The sequence below is a fragment of the Pyxidicoccus sp. M6 genome (genome assembly GCF_055568925.1).
Window position 1 is genome coordinate 353,304 of the sequence record NZ_CM145714.1, and the last position, 19,693, is coordinate 372,996.

At 70.2% G+C, this 19,693-nt stretch carries 15 protein-coding genes; 7 read left to right on the forward strand and 8 right to left on the reverse strand.

What is annotated here, in order from left to right; genetic code table 11:
* Window positions 1-28 precede the first annotated feature (28 nt).
* Window positions 29-3,265, forward strand: a complete 3,237-nt coding sequence (locus ACVTJA_RS01385; RefSeq protein ID WP_465833106.1) for a protein kinase domain-containing protein — start codon at window positions 29-31, stop codon at window positions 3,263-3,265.
* Between the two features lies 1 nt (window position 3,266).
* On the opposite strand, the gene ACVTJA_RS01390 is transcribed toward ACVTJA_RS01385, so the two are convergent.
* A complete protein-coding gene (locus tag ACVTJA_RS01390) occupies window positions 3,267-4,502 on the reverse strand; it encodes an ADYC domain-containing protein (RefSeq protein ID WP_465833108.1) in 1,236 nt (411 codons plus the stop codon).
* 119 nt (window positions 4,503-4,621) lie between these two features.
* A complete protein-coding gene (locus ACVTJA_RS01395) occupies window positions 4,622-6,421 on the reverse strand; it encodes a sigma 54-interacting transcriptional regulator (protein WP_465833109.1) in 1,800 nt (599 codons plus the stop codon).
* A 209-nt stretch (window positions 6,422-6,630) separates the two neighbouring features.
* On the opposite strand from ACVTJA_RS01395, the gene ACVTJA_RS01400 reads away from it, so the two are divergent.
* The 3 genes from ACVTJA_RS01400 to ACVTJA_RS01410 all read left to right on the forward strand — a co-directional run bounded on the left by ACVTJA_RS01400 (window position 6,631) and on the right by ACVTJA_RS01410 (window position 10,676).
* Complete coding sequence (locus ACVTJA_RS01400) at window positions 6,631-7,725, forward strand: hypothetical protein (RefSeq protein ID WP_465833111.1); 1,095 nt, start codon at window positions 6,631-6,633, stop codon at window positions 7,723-7,725.
* Between the two features lie 18 nt (window positions 7,726-7,743).
* Window positions 7,744-8,559 carry a hypothetical protein gene (locus tag ACVTJA_RS01405; RefSeq protein WP_465833112.1) on the forward strand — a complete coding sequence of 272 codons (816 nt, stop codon included), beginning with the start codon at window positions 7,744-7,746 and terminating at the stop codon, window positions 8,557-8,559.
* A 515-nt stretch (window positions 8,560-9,074) separates the two neighbouring features.
* The gene (locus tag ACVTJA_RS01410; RefSeq protein WP_465833114.1) at window positions 9,075-10,676 is read left to right on the forward strand and encodes a methyl-accepting chemotaxis protein; all 1,602 of its coding nucleotides are present in this window, start codon (window positions 9,075-9,077) and stop codon (window positions 10,674-10,676) included.
* A gap of 66 nt (window positions 10,677-10,742) precedes the next feature.
* On the opposite strand, the gene ACVTJA_RS01415 is transcribed toward ACVTJA_RS01410, so the two are convergent.
* From ACVTJA_RS01415 to ACVTJA_RS01425, 3 genes are all read right to left on the reverse strand, one after another.
* Window positions 10,743-11,825 carry a YybH family protein gene (locus ACVTJA_RS01415; RefSeq protein ID WP_465833116.1) on the reverse strand — a complete coding sequence of 361 codons (1,083 nt, stop codon included), beginning with the start codon at window positions 11,823-11,825 and terminating at the stop codon, window positions 10,743-10,745.
* Window positions 11,826-11,850: 25 nt separating this feature from the next.
* A complete protein-coding gene (locus ACVTJA_RS01420) occupies window positions 11,851-13,506 on the reverse strand; it encodes a formate--tetrahydrofolate ligase (RefSeq protein ID WP_465833118.1) in 1,656 nt (551 codons plus the stop codon).
* Window positions 13,507-13,610: 104 nt separating this feature from the next.
* On the reverse strand, window positions 13,611-14,921 hold the full coding sequence (locus tag ACVTJA_RS01425; protein ID WP_465833120.1) for a hypothetical protein: 1,311 nt from the start codon (window positions 14,919-14,921) through the stop codon (window positions 13,611-13,613).
* Between the two features lie 81 nt (window positions 14,922-15,002).
* On the opposite strand from ACVTJA_RS01425, the gene ACVTJA_RS01430 reads away from it, so the two are divergent.
* Window positions 15,003-15,491 (forward strand): hypothetical protein, encoded by a 489-nt coding sequence (locus ACVTJA_RS01430; protein WP_465833121.1) that lies wholly within the window; start codon window positions 15,003-15,005, stop codon window positions 15,489-15,491.
* A 140-nt stretch (window positions 15,492-15,631) separates the two neighbouring features.
* On the forward strand, window positions 15,632-16,084 hold the full coding sequence (locus ACVTJA_RS01435; RefSeq protein WP_465833123.1) for a hypothetical protein: 453 nt from the start codon (window positions 15,632-15,634) through the stop codon (window positions 16,082-16,084).
* 11 nt (window positions 16,085-16,095) lie between these two features.
* On the opposite strand, the gene ACVTJA_RS01440 is transcribed toward ACVTJA_RS01435, so the two are convergent.
* Both ACVTJA_RS01440 and ACVTJA_RS01445 read right to left on the reverse strand, forming a co-directional pair.
* The gene (locus ACVTJA_RS01440; RefSeq protein WP_465833125.1) at window positions 16,096-17,271 is read right to left on the reverse strand and encodes a sensor histidine kinase; all 1,176 of its coding nucleotides are present in this window, start codon (window positions 17,269-17,271) and stop codon (window positions 16,096-16,098) included.
* Window positions 17,272-17,287: 16 nt separating this feature from the next.
* A complete protein-coding gene (locus ACVTJA_RS01445; protein ID WP_465833127.1) occupies window positions 17,288-17,974 on the reverse strand; it encodes a response regulator transcription factor in 687 nt (228 codons plus the stop codon).
* 157 nt (window positions 17,975-18,131) lie between these two features.
* Between ACVTJA_RS01445 and ACVTJA_RS01450 the strand changes: the two genes are divergently transcribed.
* The gene (locus ACVTJA_RS01450) at window positions 18,132-18,905 is read left to right on the forward strand and encodes an alpha/beta hydrolase (protein WP_465833129.1); all 774 of its coding nucleotides are present in this window, start codon (window positions 18,132-18,134) and stop codon (window positions 18,903-18,905) included.
* Window positions 18,906-19,064: 159 nt separating this feature from the next.
* On the opposite strand, the gene ACVTJA_RS01455 is transcribed toward ACVTJA_RS01450, so the two are convergent.
* Entirely contained in the window at window positions 19,065-19,691 is a 627-nt protein-coding gene (locus ACVTJA_RS01455; protein ID WP_465833131.1) for a LysE family transporter, read from the reverse strand.
* Window positions 19,692-19,693 lie beyond the last annotated feature (2 nt).

The following is a 19,693-nucleotide window of genomic DNA, read 5'->3' on the forward strand; positions in this document are numbered from 1 at the left end:
GCCGGTGAAGACCCGCTAGACTGGCTGCATGGCGAACGCTGGCGACGACAGGGCACCGACGGGGCCGGGGGCCGCGCCGGGCGACATGGCCACGATGGATGGGGTGCTCCCCGCTCCGGACCGGAGCCGGTTGCTCCCGTTCTCCGACTGGGACCGCTACGAGCTCCTCGAGCGCCTCGGCCAGGGCGGCATGGGCGAGGTCTTCAAGGCGAGAGACCGCCGGCTCGGGCGCATGGTCGCGCTCAAGTTCATCCGGGACGCGGATACGGAGCGCGCCGACCGCTTCCTCCAGGAAGCGCGGATGCAGGTCCGCGTCGACCATCCCCACGTGTGCAAGGTGTTCGAGGTCGGCGAGGTCGACGGCAGGCCCTACATCGCCATGCAGCTCGTCGCGGGGCAGGGGCTGGACCACGCCGCTCCCGCGATGTCGCTGACGGAGAAGGTCCAGGTGATGCGCGACGTCGCCGCCGCCGTCCACGAGGCGCACCGGCTCGGCGTCGTCCACCGGGACCTCAAGCCCTCCAACATCCTCGTCGAGCGGCACGAGGGAGGCCGCTGGTTCCCCATCGTCGTGGACTTCGGCCTCGCCTACGACGACGCCCGTGGCCACGGCCTCACCCATACGGGGGCGCTGCTGGGCACGCCTTCCTACATGGCGCCGGAGCAGGCCCGGGGAGACCTGACGCACATCGACCGCCGCACGGACGTCTACAGCCTCGGCGCCACGCTCTACGAGCTGCTCACGGGCGTGACTCCCTTTGCCGCCGCGACGGCCGCGGAAGTCGTGACGAAGGTGCTCCAGGAGGAGCCGCCCTCGCCGCGCGCGCACGCGCCGGACCTGCCGGGTGATTTGGAGACGCTGGTCCTCAAGTGTCTCAACAAGGAGCCGGAGCAGCGCTACGCGTCCGCGCGCGCCCTCGCGGAGGACCTGGGACGCTACCTGGATGGTGAGCCCATCCTCGCGAGGCGCCCGAGCCTGCTGTACCGCTGGCGGCGCCGCGCGCGAAAGCACCGCTCGCTGGTGGCGGTCTCCGCGCTGTCGCTGGCCAGCATCCTCGTTCTCTCCGTGCTGGGCGCGCGCTCGTGGCTGGAGGCGCGGCACACGCGCGCCCAGCTCGCCACGCGCGCCCGGCTGGCCGAGCAGGTAGGCCAGCAGGTGAAGGAGATTGAATGGTTCCTCCGCACGGCCCATGCCCTGCCCCTGCACGACACTCAACGAGAGCAGCAGCTCGTCCGCGAGCGGATGGCGCGCTTCGCGTCGCGGGCGACGGAGCTGGATGAGTACGGCAAGGCCTTGATTCACTACGCGCTGGGACGCGGCCACCTCGCGATGCAGGAGTTCGAGCAGGCGCACGCGGAGCTGACCCGGGCGCGCCAGTCGGGCCTGGACTCACCCGAGCTGCACTACGCCCTGGGCCAGGCGCTCGGCGCGAGGTTCCGCCAGGAGCTGGAGGACATGCGGCGGGGCGGCGACAAGGCCTGGGTGGAGAAGCGCAAGCAGGCCCTGGAGCAGGAATACCTGGTGCCCGCGCTCCAGTCCCTCGAGCGCAGCCGCGAGTTGGAGCTGGAGTCCCCCGACTACCTCGAGGGCCTCATCGCCTTCTACCGCAAGGACTACGACGCAGCGGCGCGGGCGGCCGCGCGGGCCACCGTGTCCGCGCCGTGGATGTACGAGGCCCGGAGGCTCGCCGGAGACGTGGCCCTCGCCCGGGCGGTGGAGCGGCGGGAGCGCGGGGACTACGACGCGGCCCGGGCGGGGCTCGAGGAGGCCGCCACGCTGTACACGCAGGCCCTGGAGGCGGGGCGGAGCGACGCGAGCAGCTACGAGGCCCTCGCGCAGACCTGGCTGGAGCGCGTGGACGTGGAGCTCGACCAGGGCCGGCCCGCCCGGGATGCGCTGGAACGCACGCTCGCGGCCACCGACCAGGCCGCCCGCGTCGCGCCCCACCGCTCCATGTCCTACCGGCAGCGGGCCTACGCCCTGATGCGCCAGTACACGGTGGAGAACACCCAGGGGGCCGTCGATAAATTGGAGCCCATTCTCACGGATTGGATTGCCTCCGGGCTGCGCGCGGTGGAGCGGGCTCCGAACGACGTGTATGCCCATGATGCGCTCGCCATCGGCTACTACACGCGCGGGCTCTACGAGTGGCGGAACCAGCGCGACCCCCACCCCTCCTGGGATGAGGCCATCGTCCGGCTGGAGCGCGCGCTCCAGCTCCAGCCCGACTATCCGTGGGCGCTGAACGACCTGGCGCTCATCCACTTCAACAAGGGCAGCCACCTCCGGGAGCATGGTGGGGACCCCCGCCCGGAGCTCGCGGAGGCGGCGCGATACTTCGAGCAGGCCGCGCGGGCGGACCCTCAGTACCTCTATGCGTCGTTCAACCAGGTGCACGTCTACAACGCGCTGGCCGAATACGGCCTCGGGCGCGGGCTGGACCCCGAGGAGCACGTGCGCAGGTCCATCGAGGCGGGCGAGCGCAGCCTCGCCATCAATGCGAACTACTCCCCGGCGCTGGGCGGCATGGCCTCCGCGGAGCTGATGCGCGCGCAGTACCTGCTGGAGTCCGGAGGGGACGTGCGCCCGCCGCTGGAGCGCGCCCGTCAGCAGTTGGAGCGCGCGCTGCGCACCAACCCCACGGACGGACGCAGCCACCTCCACGTGGCGGAGGCGCACCACCTCGCGGCGCTCCAGGCGATGCGGGACGGCGGCAATCCCGCCGCCGAGCTCGAAGCGGGCCGCGCCGCGCTGGAGCGGGCCTACCAGGGCACGCCCGGGTGCGTCGACTGCCGCGTCGTCGGCGCGCGGGTGGCGCTCACGGAAGCGGAGTGGGCGGGACGGCAGGGCCGGCCGGGCCTGCCATTGCTGAACAGGGCGCGGGCCGAGGCCCAACGCGCCGTGGACATGGTTCCCTACTTCGAGGCCCACCAGGAACTGGCGCGCGTCTACTGGCGGCTGGCCCAGGCGCTGCCGCCCGCCGGAGCGAGCGCGGCCATCGCGAGCGGCCTGGACCAGGTGGAGCGGGCCCTGAAGCTCGATGGGAACCTGGCGCAGGCCCACCTCATCCGCGGGGGCCTGCTCCTCCTGCGGGCCCGGGGGACGGAGGGCCTCGCCACGCGCCAGGAGGCCGCGCTCCAGTCCCGCGCCGCCTTCGCGCGGGCCTTCGAGCTCAATCCGCTGCTGCAGCCGCGGCACCGGGCGCTCGCGGGCGAGGTGGAGGTGCTGCTGGCCCGCCTCGCCGCGAGCCGGGGACAGCGCTGAGTCAGGGCGCGGCCTTGCCGGTGATGATGCGGTGGGGCTGGATGTCCGCCGCGGTGCAGGCGGGGAGCAGGGGCAGGGCCTCCTGGTTCCAGTACTCCAGGTTGAAGAGGTCCGGCCGACGCTGGTTGGACGGATTGAAGCAGACCGCACCCGTGATGTCCCAGATGGCCTCGATGTTGCCCTGCTCGATGCTGAGCTTCGCGAAGTTGAGGACGTCGTCGCGGATGCGGATGTCGGTCCCCTCCACCGTGTAGCTGTTGAAATCCTGGTACGGGTGCGTCTTCGGGTGGGCGAAGTAGGCGGCGCGCTTGCCCTGGATGCAGGCGCCGAGGAACAGGGTCGATTTCCCCTTGGGCTCGAGCGTGGGGTTCCAGGGCACGTAGTCCCAGTTCTCCATGCAGGAGACGATGGCGCCCGAGACGCAGGCCACTGTGACTGAGCTCGCGGAGGCGTTGATGACGCCCGTGGCGCCATTCACCTGGTGCGCCGGCAGGACGGAGAGCGCGAGCGGCGTACTCTCGTTCTCGGGGATGTCCTGCGAGTTGCCCGGCAGCGAGCAGTAGAACCCGGCGACATTCCGCCTGGGGTTGGCGTACCTGGCCTGATAGCGGAAGAGCTTGAGCTGCGTGTCGGGCCTGTCAGGGTTGGGCGCGCCCGCGAGCGCGACCTCCGTGAAGGTGAGCTCGAGGGCATAGGCGTCCGGGCTGTTGACCGTGAAGAGCAGCGTCAGCTTCGGCAGCGTCGAGCCCACCACGTGAGCGGGATTCACCGCGCCCTGGAGCAGGTAGGTGAAGCCGAGCCGGGACGTGCCCGGCACGGTGGAGGGCTCCACCTTGAGCAGGTTTCCCTTCTTGTCGCCGTCGTAGCGGACCTGGATGGGAGTGCTGAGGACCACCGTGTCCTCGGCTCCGGACCAGAGCCGCCCCTTGAGCCGCACGCTGCTCACACTGTCCCCCCTCGCCGGGTAGTTCTCGAAGGACTCCGGGCAGAAGCGCAGGTTGCTCGCGGGGTCGACCCAGAGGCAGTAGCTGCCGGTGTTGGAGACGTAGATGCCGGGACCGTTGGGTTTGTCCGGGCAGGCCGTCCCGCCGGGACAGTGCGTCTCGAGCTCGCTGACCTCCGGAGTCCCGCCGTCCGTCGCCGTGTCCGTGATGCTTCCGTGGGCCACGCACCCCACGAGTGAGACCAGGATGGCCATCAGCGCCACCGCGCTCCGCTGGTCGAGTCCGTTCTTCATGACCGTTCCCCCTTCCGTGCTGTTCGCACTCCCATGCGGCCAGGTCGCGGAGCACCGCCCCCCAGGCGGCGTCCGTCCTGGCTCGCTGGAGGCGGATTGCACGAGGCGTGCCCGCGCTATCACTCGCGCGCCGCGCGTGGGCGGGGAAGCTGGTATCGCCGCGCCTTGAACTTGAAGGTCCGCAGCGGCATGCCGATGAGCTGCGCGGCGCGGGTCTGCACACCGCCGGCGGCCTCCAGCGCCTCGAGCATCCTTCGGTACTCCAGCTCGCGGACCTCCTCGGCGATGGGACGGAAGCTCGCGGGGGCCGTGTCCGGGGCGGGCGCCGTGGGCGGGGGCGGAGGGGCTTCCTCTTCCGGAGGCCGCTGGAGGGAGTCCGGCAGGTGCGAGGCCTCCAGCAGGGGGCCCGTGGCGGTGGTGGCGGCGTACTCCATGACGTTCTTCAGCTCGCGCACGTTGCCAGGCCACGGGTGCGCGCGGAGCACGTCCATGGCGGCGGCGGAGATGCGCGGCGCCGTCCTGCCCGCGCGGGCCAGGGCCTCCTGGAGGAAGCGCGTGGCCAACAACGGCAGCTCGCGGGGACGGTTGCGCAGGGGCGGCAGCACGACGACGGAGGCGGACAGGCGGAAGAAGAGGTCCTGGCGGAAGCGGCCGGCCTTCACCTCGTCCGCGAGCACGCGGTGGGTGGCGGCGACGATGCGCAGGTCCACCGGGCGCTCGCGTGAGTCTCCCAGGCGGGTGATGCGCTGCTGGTCCAGCGCGCGCAGCAGCTTGGCCTGCACGGAGAGCGGCAGCTCCGCCACCTCGTCGAGGAAGAGCGTGCCCCCGCTGGCCCGCTCCAGCAGGCCCGCCCGCGAGGCCACCGCGCCGGAGAAGGCACCCCGCTCGGCGCCGAACAGCTCGCTCTCCACGAGGCTCTCCGGCAGGGCCGCGCAGTTGAGGGAGATGAACGGTCGCTGCGCGCGCGGCGACCAGTGGTGCACGGCCCAGGCGGCGTTCTCCTTGCCCGCGCCCGTCTCGCCATGGATGAGGACGGGGATGGGGCTCGATGCCAGTCGCCGGAGCAGCTCGAAGAGGCGCACCATGGCCTCGTCCGCCACCATCACCGAGCGCTCTCCGAGCGCGAGCTGGTACAGGTCCGGGCCGCTGATGCGAAGGCCTCCGGAGGGCGCCGTCAGGGCCACCGTCCTCGCCGCGGAGATGAGGGTGTCCGCGTCCAGCCCGTCCTGCGGAGCACAGGCCACGCCCGCTCGCACCTCGGGCGCCAGCGGGACGAGGCTCTCCAGCATGGGTTGGACTACTTCCTCCGCCTCCTCCGCCGTCAGCTCGGGCAGCAGGACGAAGAGCTGCGTGGGCCCGCCCCGGCCCACCAAATCCATCAGCCGCAGGCCACCGCCGAGCGCGCGGACCAGCTCCGCCAGGGGGACATCCGTGGGCCCCAGCGCCAGCGCGACGACGCTCAGCGCGCGCTCGTAGCGCAGCACCCGCTCCAGCTCCTCCGCCAGCCTGTCCCGCAGCGGAGCGGCATCCAGCAGGAGCCGCTGCGGCGGGGGGATGTCCCTCCGGTGGAAGACGAGCGTGACGTCTCCCAGCATCACCACGTCTCCGCTGCGCAGCACCTGCTCGCCGGAGATGAGCTCGCCGTTGACGCGGACGCCGTTGTGGCTGTCGAGGTCGGTGATTCGGGCCTCGCCTTCCACCACGCTCAGCCGGGCGTGGCGCCGGCTCACCGAGGCGTCCTGCACGAGCAGCTCGACGCCCGCGCCGCGGCCGATGGTGAGCGCGCCGTCGCGAGGCAGGGGCACAATCGAGGACGAGCTTCCCTCCATCACCAGCAGGGAGAGGCGTCCCGGCTCGCCGGGAGCGGCGCGGCGCTGCTGGCCCGCATCCACGGTTTCTTTCGCGCTGGGGGGCTCCATGGGGGAAGCAAACCACGGCAGGCCCTGTGGGCGGGGCAATGATTGCCCCAGGGGCAAGACCTGCCTCGCGCGGGCCCACGCGAAGGGCAGTCATTGCCTCTCATGCGCGAGTGGGGCGGCGCTCCAGGGGCATGAGCCGCTGGCAGGCCGGCTGCAATGGCCGTCCCCCGCGGGCGACCTCACGCCCGGCTTCGCAAAGGACACACACAATGAAGGCACACTCTTCCAGCCGCCCCGCGTCCCGGAAGTGGGCCGTGGGGCTCGTGCTGGCCGCGATTCCTCTCTTCGGCTTCGACCGGGGCTGCGTCACCTCGCCCCAGACGGACATCCTCGTCACGAGCGCCTCGACGAACGTCCAGGGCTACATCCAGCGGTTCGACGACAACACGCTTCAGTGGCAGGAGAACATGGCCGGCTATGCCCACCTGCGCGTCAACGGGGGCGGGTTCATGGTGTGGGACCAGACGGACGCCAACAACGTGTGGCAGCAGTCAGGGGTGCCGCTCTCGCTTGGCGTCAACGTGCTGGACGGCGAGACCTGGCGCGCGACGCCCAACGGGAACGTCATCGGCAGCATCGATGCCTTCATCCTCGAGCGGAAGAGCGACCTCGCGGCCAATGGCAGCCAGCCGGTGTTCCTCGACTGGTCCGCGTCCGGTGTCGACGCCGAGCTCAAGGCGATTGCCACCGGCACGCTCAACGGGCCGCTCACCGCCGCGCAGCAGACAGCCTTCGTCAACGACGTGAAGGCGGGCGTGGCGAGCTTCTTCGCCAACGCCTACGCCGGAACGTCCATCACCCTCGCCAGCGCTCCGGGCGTGGGCGTGCACACGGTGAAGTTCCTCATCGGCAACAAGCCCAGCCTCTTCGGCGTGTCACCGGGGGACTACAAGAACACCAACAAGACGCAGACGTCGCAGGTCTACATCGACACGTTCCGCACCGTGCTGGTGGACCGCCTCGTCTCCACCACTCCCGCGGAGCTCACCGACACGCTCGCCATGCGCGTGAAGGACGTGTCGACGGCCATCGGCCGCACCGCGGCACACGAGGCGGGCCACAGCTTCGGCTTGGTGTCCGAAGGCATCACGCGGCTGCACGGCTGCGACAAGTCGCACAACTGCGACGCCTACGACGACGCGAACCCGTCGGACCGCTTCGACGTGGGCCACCACATCATGGACCCCGGCGGCAAGTCGCTGCTCTACGCCCGCATCGGCCAGGCGAACCCGACCACCCGCGCCACGAAGACGCCGTACTTCGAGCGCTACGGCAAGAGCTACCTGAAGCTCATCCACCCCTGATTCCAGACGAGGCAACCCATGAAGACGCAAGTCCTGTTCAGCTCCATTCTCTGCATGGCCCTCCTCCTGGGCGCGGGCAAGGCGCTCGCGTTGGACACCCCTCCCGGAGGCGATGCGCTCGGCCTCCAGTTGGTGGCCTCCCAGTCCACGGTCATCGCGCAGCTGACGTCCAACGACGGCACGGCGATGGGCTTCACGACGTCGGTGCAGCTCACCGGCCAGACGCCCACCCAGTTCCGCCTCGTGCATGACACGTACACCGCGGACGAGCGGCTCGTGCCGGGCAACTACTACCTGCTCTTCCTCTCAATGGATGCCGCGGGCGGTCTCCAGCTGGCCGCAAGCGCGTACTCCATCGTGGCCGCCGACCCGCAGGAGGCCGAGAGCTACCGCGCGGCAATCGCCAACTACCAGCGGACCTGGAGGGACCCGCAGGCGTTCAAGCCGGTGGCGCTCGCGCAGCTCGACGCGACCGTGCCCTACCTGCGCTACAGCGCGATGGCCGACCTGTCGCACCGGGGGCTCTTCACCGCCGCCGACGGCGCGCTCCTCTCCCGGCTCGCGGCCTCGAGCACCTCCGCGCAGCCTGACGTGCGCAATCTCGCGCTGCGGCAGCTCGGCGGTCTGGGGCTCGTCGCGTACGCGGAGCAGCTCGGCGCCGTGCTGGGCAACGCGGCGGAGCCCACCTCCATCCGGCTGGCCGCGCTGGACGGCCTGCGCTTCATGGGCCGCGCCGACGTGATTCAGCGTCAGGCGGCCTCCGTGGGGAACAGCCCGAGCCCCAAGCTGAAGGTGCGCCTGCTGGAGGCGCTGGAGCAGGCGCAGCCGCAGTAACTCCAGGCTCCAGTCCAGGCGAGCCGGCCAGGCATGAAGACAAGCGCCTCCTGCCCCCGTCTGGGAGCAGGAGGCGTGCTGGCGCATGGCGGTACGCCATGGCTCGCACAGCCCCGAAGCCTCAGGAGGAGGCTCCGCCCGCTCGGGGAGAGCGCTGCTGCTCCAGGTGGGAGGACCTCCCACCGGACGGAAGCGGAGGCCGGATGATCGGAGCCCCAAAGGGGTCGGACCGCACCCCATCCTGGGACTCTTCGTCTTTTCGCGGCCCTCGGAATGCTACGGGTTGTGGGGGCTTAGCCTTGAGGTGTTCAGTTCGGTATCCTACGCCGCGCGGCGGATCAGCGGTCCGCCCGGGCAGCGGGGGCTCCTCTCATTACGGGCCCGCGGAAGGATGGCGACATGTGCTGGCGCAGCAGGCCCTGCTCGGGGCCCCGCTTCAATTGCCGGGCTCTGACCGGACGTCATGGTCAGCGCGCGGCGTGCTCGGGGACCGCTCACGGTAGGGAGGGCGCCCGGTGCGTCTGAAGCTGAAGTTGATGCAGAAGATGATGGTGGTTCCCGCCGTGGCCGGCGTGTTCCTGGTGGCGATTCTGGTGGCGTTCGTGACGCTGGGGCTGCTGTCGGGCCGTGTATACGAACGCATCAACACCTCCCACGTGCCGGCCATCGAGCTGAGCCGCGAGGTGAACCTCCGCTACCCGGGGTTGCACCGCGGCGCCATGGCCGAGGTGGCTCGCAAGTCGGACGGCGGCATGGAGCCGCTGCGCACCGAGGTGAAGGACCTGCAGGCGAAGCTCGACCTCGCGCGCGAGGTGCCCGGCGGGAAGCCGGAGCGCGCCGACACGCTCAAGGCGGCGCTGGCCTCGTACTGGTCCGACGCCGAGCAGGCCCTGTCGCTCGCGGTGAAGGGTGACGCGCAGGCGGAGGCCGCCCGCACGAAGCTCGAGGCCTCGTACCAGTCGCTCCACACGTCCTTCCAGCAGGCCGCGGAGGAGGACGCGAAGAACATCGACGCCTCCTATGAGGAGTTGAAGGGGCTGCAGGTCACCATGCAGGTGCTGGTCATCGTGCTGGTGGTGGCGGGCATCGTGTCGACGGTGCTGCTGGCGCTCTGGCTGCACCGCCAGGTGACGGTGCCGCTCAACTCGCTGACGGCGGTGGCCACGAAGATTGCGCAGGAGGGAGACCTCACGCAGACCATCGACGTGAGCGCGCAGGACGAGGTGGGCGAGCTGGCGCGCGGCTTCAAGGTGATGGTGGACCGGCTGCGCAGCGTGCCGAGCACGATTGCTTCCGTGGTGACGGACCTGTCGGCGGCGGCGGGCCGGCTGACGCAGGCCAGCCAGGAGCAGGTGAACTTCCTCACCAACCAGTCCCGCAGCCTCACCGAGGCGAGCACCACGATTGCGGAAATCGCGCAGACGTCCAGCATGGCGGCCAGCCGCGCGGAGATGGTGCTGAAGGTGGCGGCGCAGGCGGACGCGTTCAGCTCCTCGGGCCAGCAGTCGATTGAGCAGAGCGCCGCGGGCCTCCAGCAGATTCGTCAGCGGGTGGGCGCGCTGGTGGGCAGCATCGCGCACCTGAGCGACCAGGCCGTGCACGCGGGTGAAATCATCAGCAGCGTGAAGGACCTGGCGGACCAGTCCAACGTGCTGGCGCTGAACGCGGCGATTGAAGCGGCGCGCGCCGGGGAAGAGGGCCGCGGCTTCGCGGTGGTGGCGCGCGAGATGCGCTCGCTCAGCGGTCAGTCGCTGCAGAGCACGCAGCGCATCGGGAAGATTCTCCTCGAAATCAACCAGGCCATCCGCTCGACGGTGTCGATTGCGGAGGGTGACAGCGAGAAGATGGAGGAGGGCATCGAGCAGGTGCTCGCCTCGGCGAACACGCTGAAGGAAATCACCACGGTGGTGCAGGAGAGCAGCCAGGCCGCGCGGCAGATTGTGGCCTCCGTCACCCAGCAGAACGCCGGCATCGCGCAGATGACCGAGGTGATGACGCAGCTGTCGTCGATGATGGCCGACGTGGTGACGGCGACGATGACGGCCGAGGAGGCCGTGGTCTCCATCAACACGTCGCTGGGTCAGCTCAAGGACCTGTCCACCACGTTCCGCGTCTGAGCCGGCGAGGCAGGGCCGTGAGGGTGCCACCGTGCGAGGTGGCACCCCGGTCCGCGACTGGGCGTCTTACGGGCCTTCGGGGCCCGGGTTGCCGTTGCCGCTGTCGGCGACGTAGCGCCACTGGCCGTCGGGCTGGCGGCGCCAGACGGAGAGGTACTTCACGTGGTGCGTCTCCGACTTGCCGTCGGGGCCCTTCGCGACGGAGACGGCTCGGCCCACGGTGTAGGCCAGGTCCCCGGAGCTGGCCGCGCCGCCGAGCTTCGGCTCCCAGCTCAGGTTCACCTGCTCATGGGTGAAGGCCGCGTAGCCCTGCTTGATGGCGTCGTGGCCGAAGAAGCCGCCGGGGCCACCGGGAATCACGGCATCGGGCGCGGCCCAGGTGATGAAGGCGATGCCCATGCCCTCGCGGACGGACTGCGCGGAGAAGGCGGAGTCGGCGGCGAAGGCCTCCGCGAGCACGTCGGAGGGAGCGGCCGGCGTCGCTGCCGGAGGCGTCACGGTGGAGGTGACGGAGAACGTGGGAGGCACGGCGAGAGGACCGCGAGCCTTGCCGAGCACGGCGGCCGCGAGCTGCCATGGACCGTCGGAGGTGCGCGTCCACACGGTGAGGAAACGCTGGTAGCGCTTGCCGGGCTTCGGCTTGGGTGGTGCTCCGGGCGCTCCGGGCGAGGCGCTACCGGGCGCGGAGGCGGGCGCAGACGCGGATGCGGCCTGAGGAGCGACTGCTCCCGGTGCGCCCCCGGTCGAGTCGAGCAGAATCTGCCCCACCGTGTACCCCATCCGTCCGTCCGCGCTGATGTCCCAGATGAGGGGCTCCGCGCTGAGGACCCCATCCCGCTCCAGCGGCTCGGCGGACAGCTTCGCGCGGATGGCATCGGCTCCGCGCAGCGTGTACGCCCCGTCGAGCAGCAGCAGCGCATCTCCAGCGGCGGCGGACGCGATGCCCTCCGCGGAACCCTTCTTCGCCATCGTCTCGGTCCACGCGACGTTGGCGGCGCGGAGCGACTCACGCGCCTCGGCCGGTGACAGCGGCGCCTTCGCCGTGGCGACTGCCTCCGAGGTTGGTGCTTGCCCCGACGCGCCCGGGCCAGCGCACGCCGTGGTGACGAGTGACACGAGGACAACGGCTCCCGCGAGCTGCTGCTTCATGACTTCCTCCTGGATGTCTTCACGCTCATTCGCCCTGCATCAACCCGGTGATGCGGCCGTCATCGTGCACGGTGATGCGCCGCGCGGCCGGCTCGCGAGGCAGGCCGGGCATGGTGAGGATGTCGCCGGTCAGCGCCACCATGAAGCCCGCGCCCGCGGACAGCCGCACCTCGCGCACGGTGAGCGTGAAGCCGCGAGGCCGCCCCACCTTCGCCGGGTCATCCGAGAGCGACAGGTGCGTCTTCGCCATGCACACCGGCAGCTCCGCGCCGCCCAGCTCGCGCACCGTCTGCAGGTCCTTCTGCGCTCCCGCGGTGAACGCCACCTCGTCCGCGCCGTACACCGTGCGGGCAATCGCGCGCACCTTCTCCTCGGGGCTCTGCGACAGCTCGTACAGGAAGCGGGGCTTGGGCGGCGCCGCGTCCGTGCGGTCCAGCATCTCCAGCACCTTGTCCGCCAGCTCCAGCGAGCCCTCGCCGCCGCGCGAGAAGCCCTCGCACACGGCCATCTCCACGCCGCGCGCCCTACCGAACGCGCGCAACTCCTCCAGCTCCGCCTCCGTGTCCTGCGGGAAGCGATTCACGCACATGACCGCCGGCAGGCCGAACGCCGCCACCGATTCCAGGTGCTTCTCCAGATGAGCGAAGCCGCGCACCAGCGCGTCGCGGTCCGGCTCGGCCACCTTCGCCGCCGCCGCGCCGCCGTGGTGCTTCAGCGCGCGCAGCGTCACCACCAGCATCACGCCTCGAGGCCACACGCCCGCGCCGCGGCACTTGATGTCGAGGAACTTCTCCGCGCCCAAATCGAAGCCGAAGCCCGCCTCCGTCACCACCTCGTCCGCGTAGGCCAGGCCCATCCGCGTGCCGAGCACGGAGCTGCACCCGTGCGCGATGTTGCCGAACGGCCCCGCGTGCACCAGCGCCGGTCCGCCCTCGCGCGTCTGCACGAGGTTGGGCATCAGCGCGTCCTTGAGCAGCGCCACCATGGCCGCCGCCGCGTCCACGTCCTTCGCGCGCACGGGCTTCCCGTCCGGCGAGTGGCCCACGACGATGCGGCCCAGCCGCGTCTCCAAATCCTTGAGTCCGTCCGCGAGGGCGAGGATGGCCATGACCTCGCTGGCGGCGGTGATGTCGAACGCGGCCTCGCGCGGCACGCCGTGCGCCTTGCCGCCCAGGCCGACGATGACGTTGCGGAGGAACCGGTCGTTCATGTCCATCGCGCGTCGCCAGCGCACGCGCGTGGAGTCGATGGCCACCGGCGAGCCGTAATACACGGCGTTGTCCACCAGCGCGGCGAGCAGGTTGTTGGCGCTGGTAATCGCGTGCAGGTCGCCGGTGAAGTGCAGGTTGATGTCGGCCGCGGGCTCCAGGCTGGCCTGACCGCCGCCGGTGCCTCCACCCTTCACGCCGAAGACGGGGCCCAGGGACGGCTCGCGCAAGGCGGCCACCGCGCGGCGCCCGCGCTTGCGCAGGCCCATGGCCAGGGCCACGGACATCGTCGTCTTTCCCTCGCCCGGAGGCGTGGGGTTGATGGCGGACACGAGCACGAGGCGGCCCTGCTTTCCGCCCTGCGTCTTCAGTGCGTCCAGTGACACCTTGGCGCGGTTCGTGCCCCACGGGAGCACGTGCTCGGGAGACAGGCCCAGCTCTGCGCCCACTTCGGCGATGGGTCTCAGCGTCATGCCGGGACTCTCGGCGCGGCGGGGGCGGATGTCCAGGTCAGCCGCACCTGCGTGCCCTACGTCCGCCACCCCCGCCCACGAGGAAGGGCGGGGCGCGAGGATGTTCAGGGCACTTGGTCGGCAGTGAGGACCAGCGCGTGCTCGGCCAACGCCACGTCGCTGGGGGTGAGCCGAGCCTCCTGGCCGTTGACCATCTCCAGTCGCAGCCATTTCGCTGTATCGGGTGGAAGCGTTGCAGGCCAGCGGCCCTGCGTGGCCCGAGCCACATCCGCCTGCACGAGCGCGATGAGCGCGGCGGACTGGAGCCGCTGGGTGTCGAGGGGAGAAAGCTCGTGGTGATACTTCAGTGCGCTCACCGCGCCCGGGTAGCCCGCGAGCAGCGAATGGCCGGCATCGATGCGGGCGAAGGCACTCCGGCGCTCGTCGGGCGGCAGGTCCGCCATGGCCACCATGGCGTCGAACATGGAGACGTTGCGCCGCCAGACGTACCGTCGCAGCAGCGGGTGACCGAGTCGAGACGGGAAGTAGAACCACCCTCCCCGGGACTCGACGAGCGCTCGTCCAGAAGAAGGCAGCCGGGCGAGCGCCTCCGGTGGGAGGAGATCCGGACCAAAGGTCGCCAGTTGGTGGAAGACGGATTCCTCACGTAGCAGGGCGGAGAAGGGCGGAAGTCCCTCCCGCAGTCGCTGAAGGCGCACCAGCGCTTGACGCTTGGATTCCAAGGGCGCTGCGTCCAGGGCCGCCGCGCACGGACGGTAGGCGAGCTCCTGGCTCTCGGCGGAGAGCACTCCGCCGTGCAGCGCGCCCCCAAGGCTCAGCTCCCGGCTCAGCGCCAGCGCATCCAGGCACGTGTCCACGGCCTGCTCGGGTCGTCCCTCTGCCAGGAGCAGGCGCGACTCCAGTGCGGCCAACTCCACCACATGCCCGAGCGCGGACAGGCCGCTCTCCTGGAAGGAGGCGTCCGTTCGGCTCAGGCTGCCAAGCCCTACGGGAAGCCCGCCTGCCTCCGCGTGGGTTGCAGCGAGGACATGGCGCATCACCTCCCTGCTCTCTTCAAGCACCTTGCGGCAGGCGGGCGGCATTGTCTCGAGAGGGGTCTTGCCGGAGGCCACTTCGCGACAACGCTCGCGGAGTGCTTCCAGGACGCGGTGCCGGGCCTCAGCAGCGGCTTCGTCTCCTTCCTCGAGCTCAGGAACGGAGTCCGGCACAGGCCTGGGCAACTCGAGCACCGCGGGCAGCAGTGGCCCCACGGACTGGGCGAAGGTGCCCGAGGTGGGCGGGGAGACGTGGGAGGGGCGCGGGTGGGCAGCGCCCTCGAAGGCGTTGGCCTCGCTCACCAGCCGCTCGATGAGCGGGCCCGTGCGCAGGAGCAGCCAGAGGAGCACTCCGGCACATGCGGGGATGAGGACGAGCACCCAGCATCCCATGGTGCGAAGCGAAAGGCGCGACACAGAGCGACTCTATCCTTTCAAATGGCGCTCAAGTAAGTCGAGGCAATGAACTCATCCATCCTGTTCCTTGTGGCGCTTGCCTGCGTTGGGTTCCTGAGCACGGGATGCGCTTCTGGGGTCGTCACGGGACGAATCAGCCCAGAACATTTCCAGTTCACGACCGTCGTGAAACCTCGGAAGACCGATCCTTATGGATGGCGCGCCGTCTGTATTCATGGGCGTATCACCCATGGAGACTCAGGTGCGAGCGATGTCTGCAGGTTCGAGGTAGGCCTGCCGGTATTCAACGAAGAGCGGGGCGAGATTCCGCTCGAGGAAGCCCAGCAAACCGCTGCGGAGCTGGCCAATAGCGCCAGCTACAGGGTCCTTTCGCAGGCTCACCCGGGAGAAGTGCTGGCCGTTCTATGCCGCGATTTCCAGTCGCTCTATGAGGAGTTGCTGAATGATTGGATCAAAGGCGCTCGGGTGAGTCGGTGTATGACCAAAGGAGTGAAGACTGTCCATTTTGGCCCTTCCGACGGATATGAGCCATGAGCCACTCCATGAAAGAGGAACTCATTCAGATTGCGCGTGCCCACTACCCTCCAATGCATTCCAGCGGCACAGCCGAAAGCCCTACGGCCGACCTATGGAGCCCAGAGAGCCAGCGTTGGGAGGATGCCTGGGATAGGGCCATGGACTGGAAGGAGTGCGATGCTCTCATTCATGCGGTACAGGCCGCGTTTCCAGGACATCGGGCGGGGAGGTTCATCCAACCGAGAGTCGTGGCTTGCCTCTACTGCATCCTGGTCCTGGAGCCATCCGGCCCCGAAGGCGCGCGGACGCGCACGCGCATTGTGGGGGCCATCAGCGTGCTGGCGCCAATGTATCTGGTCTACGTGACGACAGAGTCCTTGGACGCTGCGGGACGCTCGACCCGCTCACAACCGTCCTTCGAGCCGCGAGCCGCGGAGCGACTTTATACGAGCACGCTGTCACGGCTCATTGAGCAGCACCTGGGTTATCGCGCGTTTCCACTGGAGCTGGCGGATGTCCCGCTTCCGGATATTCGTGTCGATTTCCTTCATTCGGAGCAACCCACGCTGTTGACCGCGCTATTTGCCAACCGCCTTGAAGACCTGCCCTGAAAGCAATTGATTCATGCCGGGACTCTCGGCGCGGCGGGGGCGGATGTCCAGGTCAGCCGCACCTGCGTGCCATGGGGCTCGACGGTCTCGATGGAGATTCCCCACGAGAATCGCCGGGCCAGCCGCTCCACCAGCGACAGTCCGATGCCAAAGCCTTCCCTGCCGGGCTCGACCTTGCCAAAGCCGACGCCCGTATCCGAGAGGGTCCACGCCGTGGGCTCGATGTCGATGGTGATGCGCCCCTCGCTCGTATAGGCGAGGGCGTTCTTGAGGAGGTTGCCCAGCATCACCTCGGCCACCGGGGCGGGAATGGGTGCCACGACTTCCCCCGTGGATTGGATGGTGACCTCCACGTCCTCGCGCTGCCGCAGATGCGAGTACCGTGAGACGAGCTCCCGCGAGACACCGAGCAGCTCGCAGCGCTCCTCGGTGCCGCCCTCCCGTGCCAGCCAGAGGATGCCCTCCGTCAGCAGGCCCATCTGGTGCACCGCTCCGCGCAGGCGGCCAAAGGTCTCCGCGTCTCGCGGCGGGTCGAGCTCCAGGATTTCCACCGCCCCCAGCGCGACGGCCAGGGGCGTGCGCAGCTCGTGGCTCGCGTCGCGGTTGAAGCGCCGCTCCCGCTCCAGCAGTTCCTGGATGCGCGCGTCCCGTGCTCGCAGCGCGTCGAGCAACGCGCGCACCTCCGCCACGCCTCCATCATCGTCCGGAAGGGCCGAGCCCTCTTCCCGCAGCCGCGCCACGAGTTGCTCCAGCGGCCGACCCAGGCGGCGGGCCACGATGCGGCCGAGCAGCCCGGCGGCCAGCAGTGCCAGCAGTGCGCTGGTGAGGAGCAGGCCCGAGGTACGCCGGAGCTGGGCCGTGGTGCTCGTCAGCGCGGTCACGTCGAGCGCGACGTACCGGGGACGCCCGTCCGCCGCGTCGGGGCGCACCGCGACGTGGAAGTGCCCATGGCCGTCGGTGGCAATCTCGTATTCACCGCGGCGGGCATCCTCGGACAGTCGCGCTCCGAGCCAGGGCGGCAGCGAAGCATGGTCGGCATACGCGGCGAGGCCCGGGAGGTGCCCCGGCTCGGGACGGTCCGCTTCGGCGGCGACGAGCCGGTTGAAGAGGGTGTCCTCAAGGTCATAGCTGAAGAGCGTGAAGAAGCCCCCCATGAGCGCCAGCGCGAAGGCAGCGGACAGCGCCATGGCGCGCAACAGCAGGTCACGGACCGTTCTGGAACCTGCTCGCATCCAGGCTGTACCCCTCGTTGCGTCGGGTGATGATGGCATCGTCGATTCCCAGCGAGGCGAGGGCCTTGCGCAGGGCGTAGACGTGGGTGCGCAGCGCGCTCGACTCCGGAGCGTCCTCTCCCCAGAGCCGCTCCGCCAGCGTCGGCGCGGAGACGGATGCGGGCGCGGCCTCCATCAGGAGCCTGAGTACGAGGGCCTCGGTGCGATGGAGCCGGACGGTGCGCCCGCCGCAGCTCGCCTGTCCGCTCTCCGGCTCCAGGGTGAGCCCACCCAACTGGAGCCGCCGTCCGCTCGGAGGAACGGGCCGGCGCGCGAGGGCTTCCAGGCGCCAGCGCAGCTCCCGCAGGGAGAACGGCTTGACGAGGTAGTCATCCGCGCCCGCCTGGAAGCCCTGCTGCTTGTCCTCCAGGGTGTCCCGGGCGGTCAGCATGAGGATGGGGACGAGCCGTGGCGCGAGCTGCCGGTAGCGCTCGCACACCTCGATGCCGCTCATGCCGGGCAGCATCACGTCCAGCACGATGACGTCGTAGGGGTGAGCCAGCGCGAGCGCGAGTCCCTGAGGGCCCGTGGCCGCGAAGTCCAGGACGAAGTCCGGCTCCAGGAACCTCGCGATGTTGGCTTGGAGGTCTCGATTGTCCTCGACGACGAGCACGCGCATGGAAGCAGGCGCCGGAGACGGGGAGGGGGGAGCTCCCATCCGGAACGGGGCGGGATGCTACCAGTGGCTGCGTCAAATGAACGTCAGCCGGGGATTGACGCGGCGTTGACCCGCGCGGCGGCAGTGTCGGTGCCCTCTCTTCAAGGAGGAGTCTCCGATGTGTCGCTCGCTGTTGCTGGCAGTATGGTTGCTCGCCACCCCGGTGGCCCTGGCTTCCACTCCCCCTGTGCCGATGGAGGTCCAGGCCGGGGATGGAGAACGGATTCCCGTAGTGGTGCTGGCGCCGGAAGGAGACGCGGCGAATCCGCCCGTGGCCGTCCTGCTGCATGGCCTGACGCGCAGCAAGGAGGACTGGCTGGCGGATGCGCCTCCCACGTATGGCGGAGCCCTCGCGGAGCACCTGCGCAAGTCTGGCTACCGCGTCTATCTCATGGATGCGAGGCGGCACGGAGAGCGGGCGACTCCTGACGCGAAGCCCGGTGCACTGGCGAAGCGTGCACATGCGGGAGACACCGCGCCGTACCAGGCGATGATTGTGGACACCGTGCGTGATGCGCAGGCGCTCCTCGCGAAGGTGCTTGCCGGGAGCAAGCCGCCGCGCGTGCTCGTGGCCGGCTACAGCATGGGAGCCCAGGTGGCGCTCCTGCTCGCCTCACGCGAGCCGCGCGTCACGCATCTGGTGACCATGGTGCCGCCGCACGTGGACCCCGTCCTGGGGGACGCCGCGCCGGTGAATCGGATGGGCAGTGTGCACCAGTCCTGGCTGCTGTTGACCGCGGCGAAGGACCCATTCTCCACGGCGGAGAACAACCGCGCGCTGTTCGAGGCGGCGCCCGGCAAGCGCAAGGTGCGCAAGGAGCTCGACAGCGGGCACGCGTTGCCGCGCGAGTACCTCGACGAGGTCCAGCGCTGGTTGCGTGAGATTCGCTAGGCCCTTCGCGTGGGGCTGCCGTGGTGGCGTGGGCCTGGCTCTTTAGCGGGCCCGCGCCTGGAGGCCGGCCATCACCGTGTCGAGCAGCTCGCCCGGCAGCCGCTCACGCTCCGCGCGGGTGAGCTGGAGGGCCCTCTCGATGAGCAGGTTCCGCGCCGCTCACCCGTGCGGCATGGCGGTGCGCCACAGCATGGCCAGCCCGAGCCCGACGAGCGTCACGCCACACGCCGTCTCCAGCAGTCGCACCCACGCCGCGCTCAGCATCCGGCGCAGGGCGGCGATGAGCCCCGCGCAGACGAAGCACCACGCCAGCGAGGCGGCCATGAAGCCGCCGAGGAAGGTGGCGAGGTGCAGCGTCCCGGGCGCCTCGCCCATCAGCGCCGCGACGGTGCCGGCCGCGCCGGACCAGTAGATGACGTTGAGCGGGTTGCCCACGGACATCAACGCTCCGGCTGTCATCGCACCACGGTCGTCGCGAGGCACCGCTGCCTCCGTTGTCCGGCCGCGCCACGCGTCGCGCAGTGCCTGCGCCCCCAGCCCGATGAGCACCGCCGAGCCGGCAACCGAGAGCGGAACGCGCGTCACCGGAAGCTGGAACAGCATGCCCACGCCCGTCAGCCCCAGCACGGCCCAGAGCGCGTCACCCACGAGCGAGCCGACCTGCACCGCGAGCGCGGGGCGGAAGCCGCCCTTCAATCCCCGGTGCAGCGATTCAGCGAAGACAGCGCCGGGCGCGGCGTTGAAGGCCAGCCCCAGCACGAAGGCGTAAGCGAAGATGTCCAGCATGT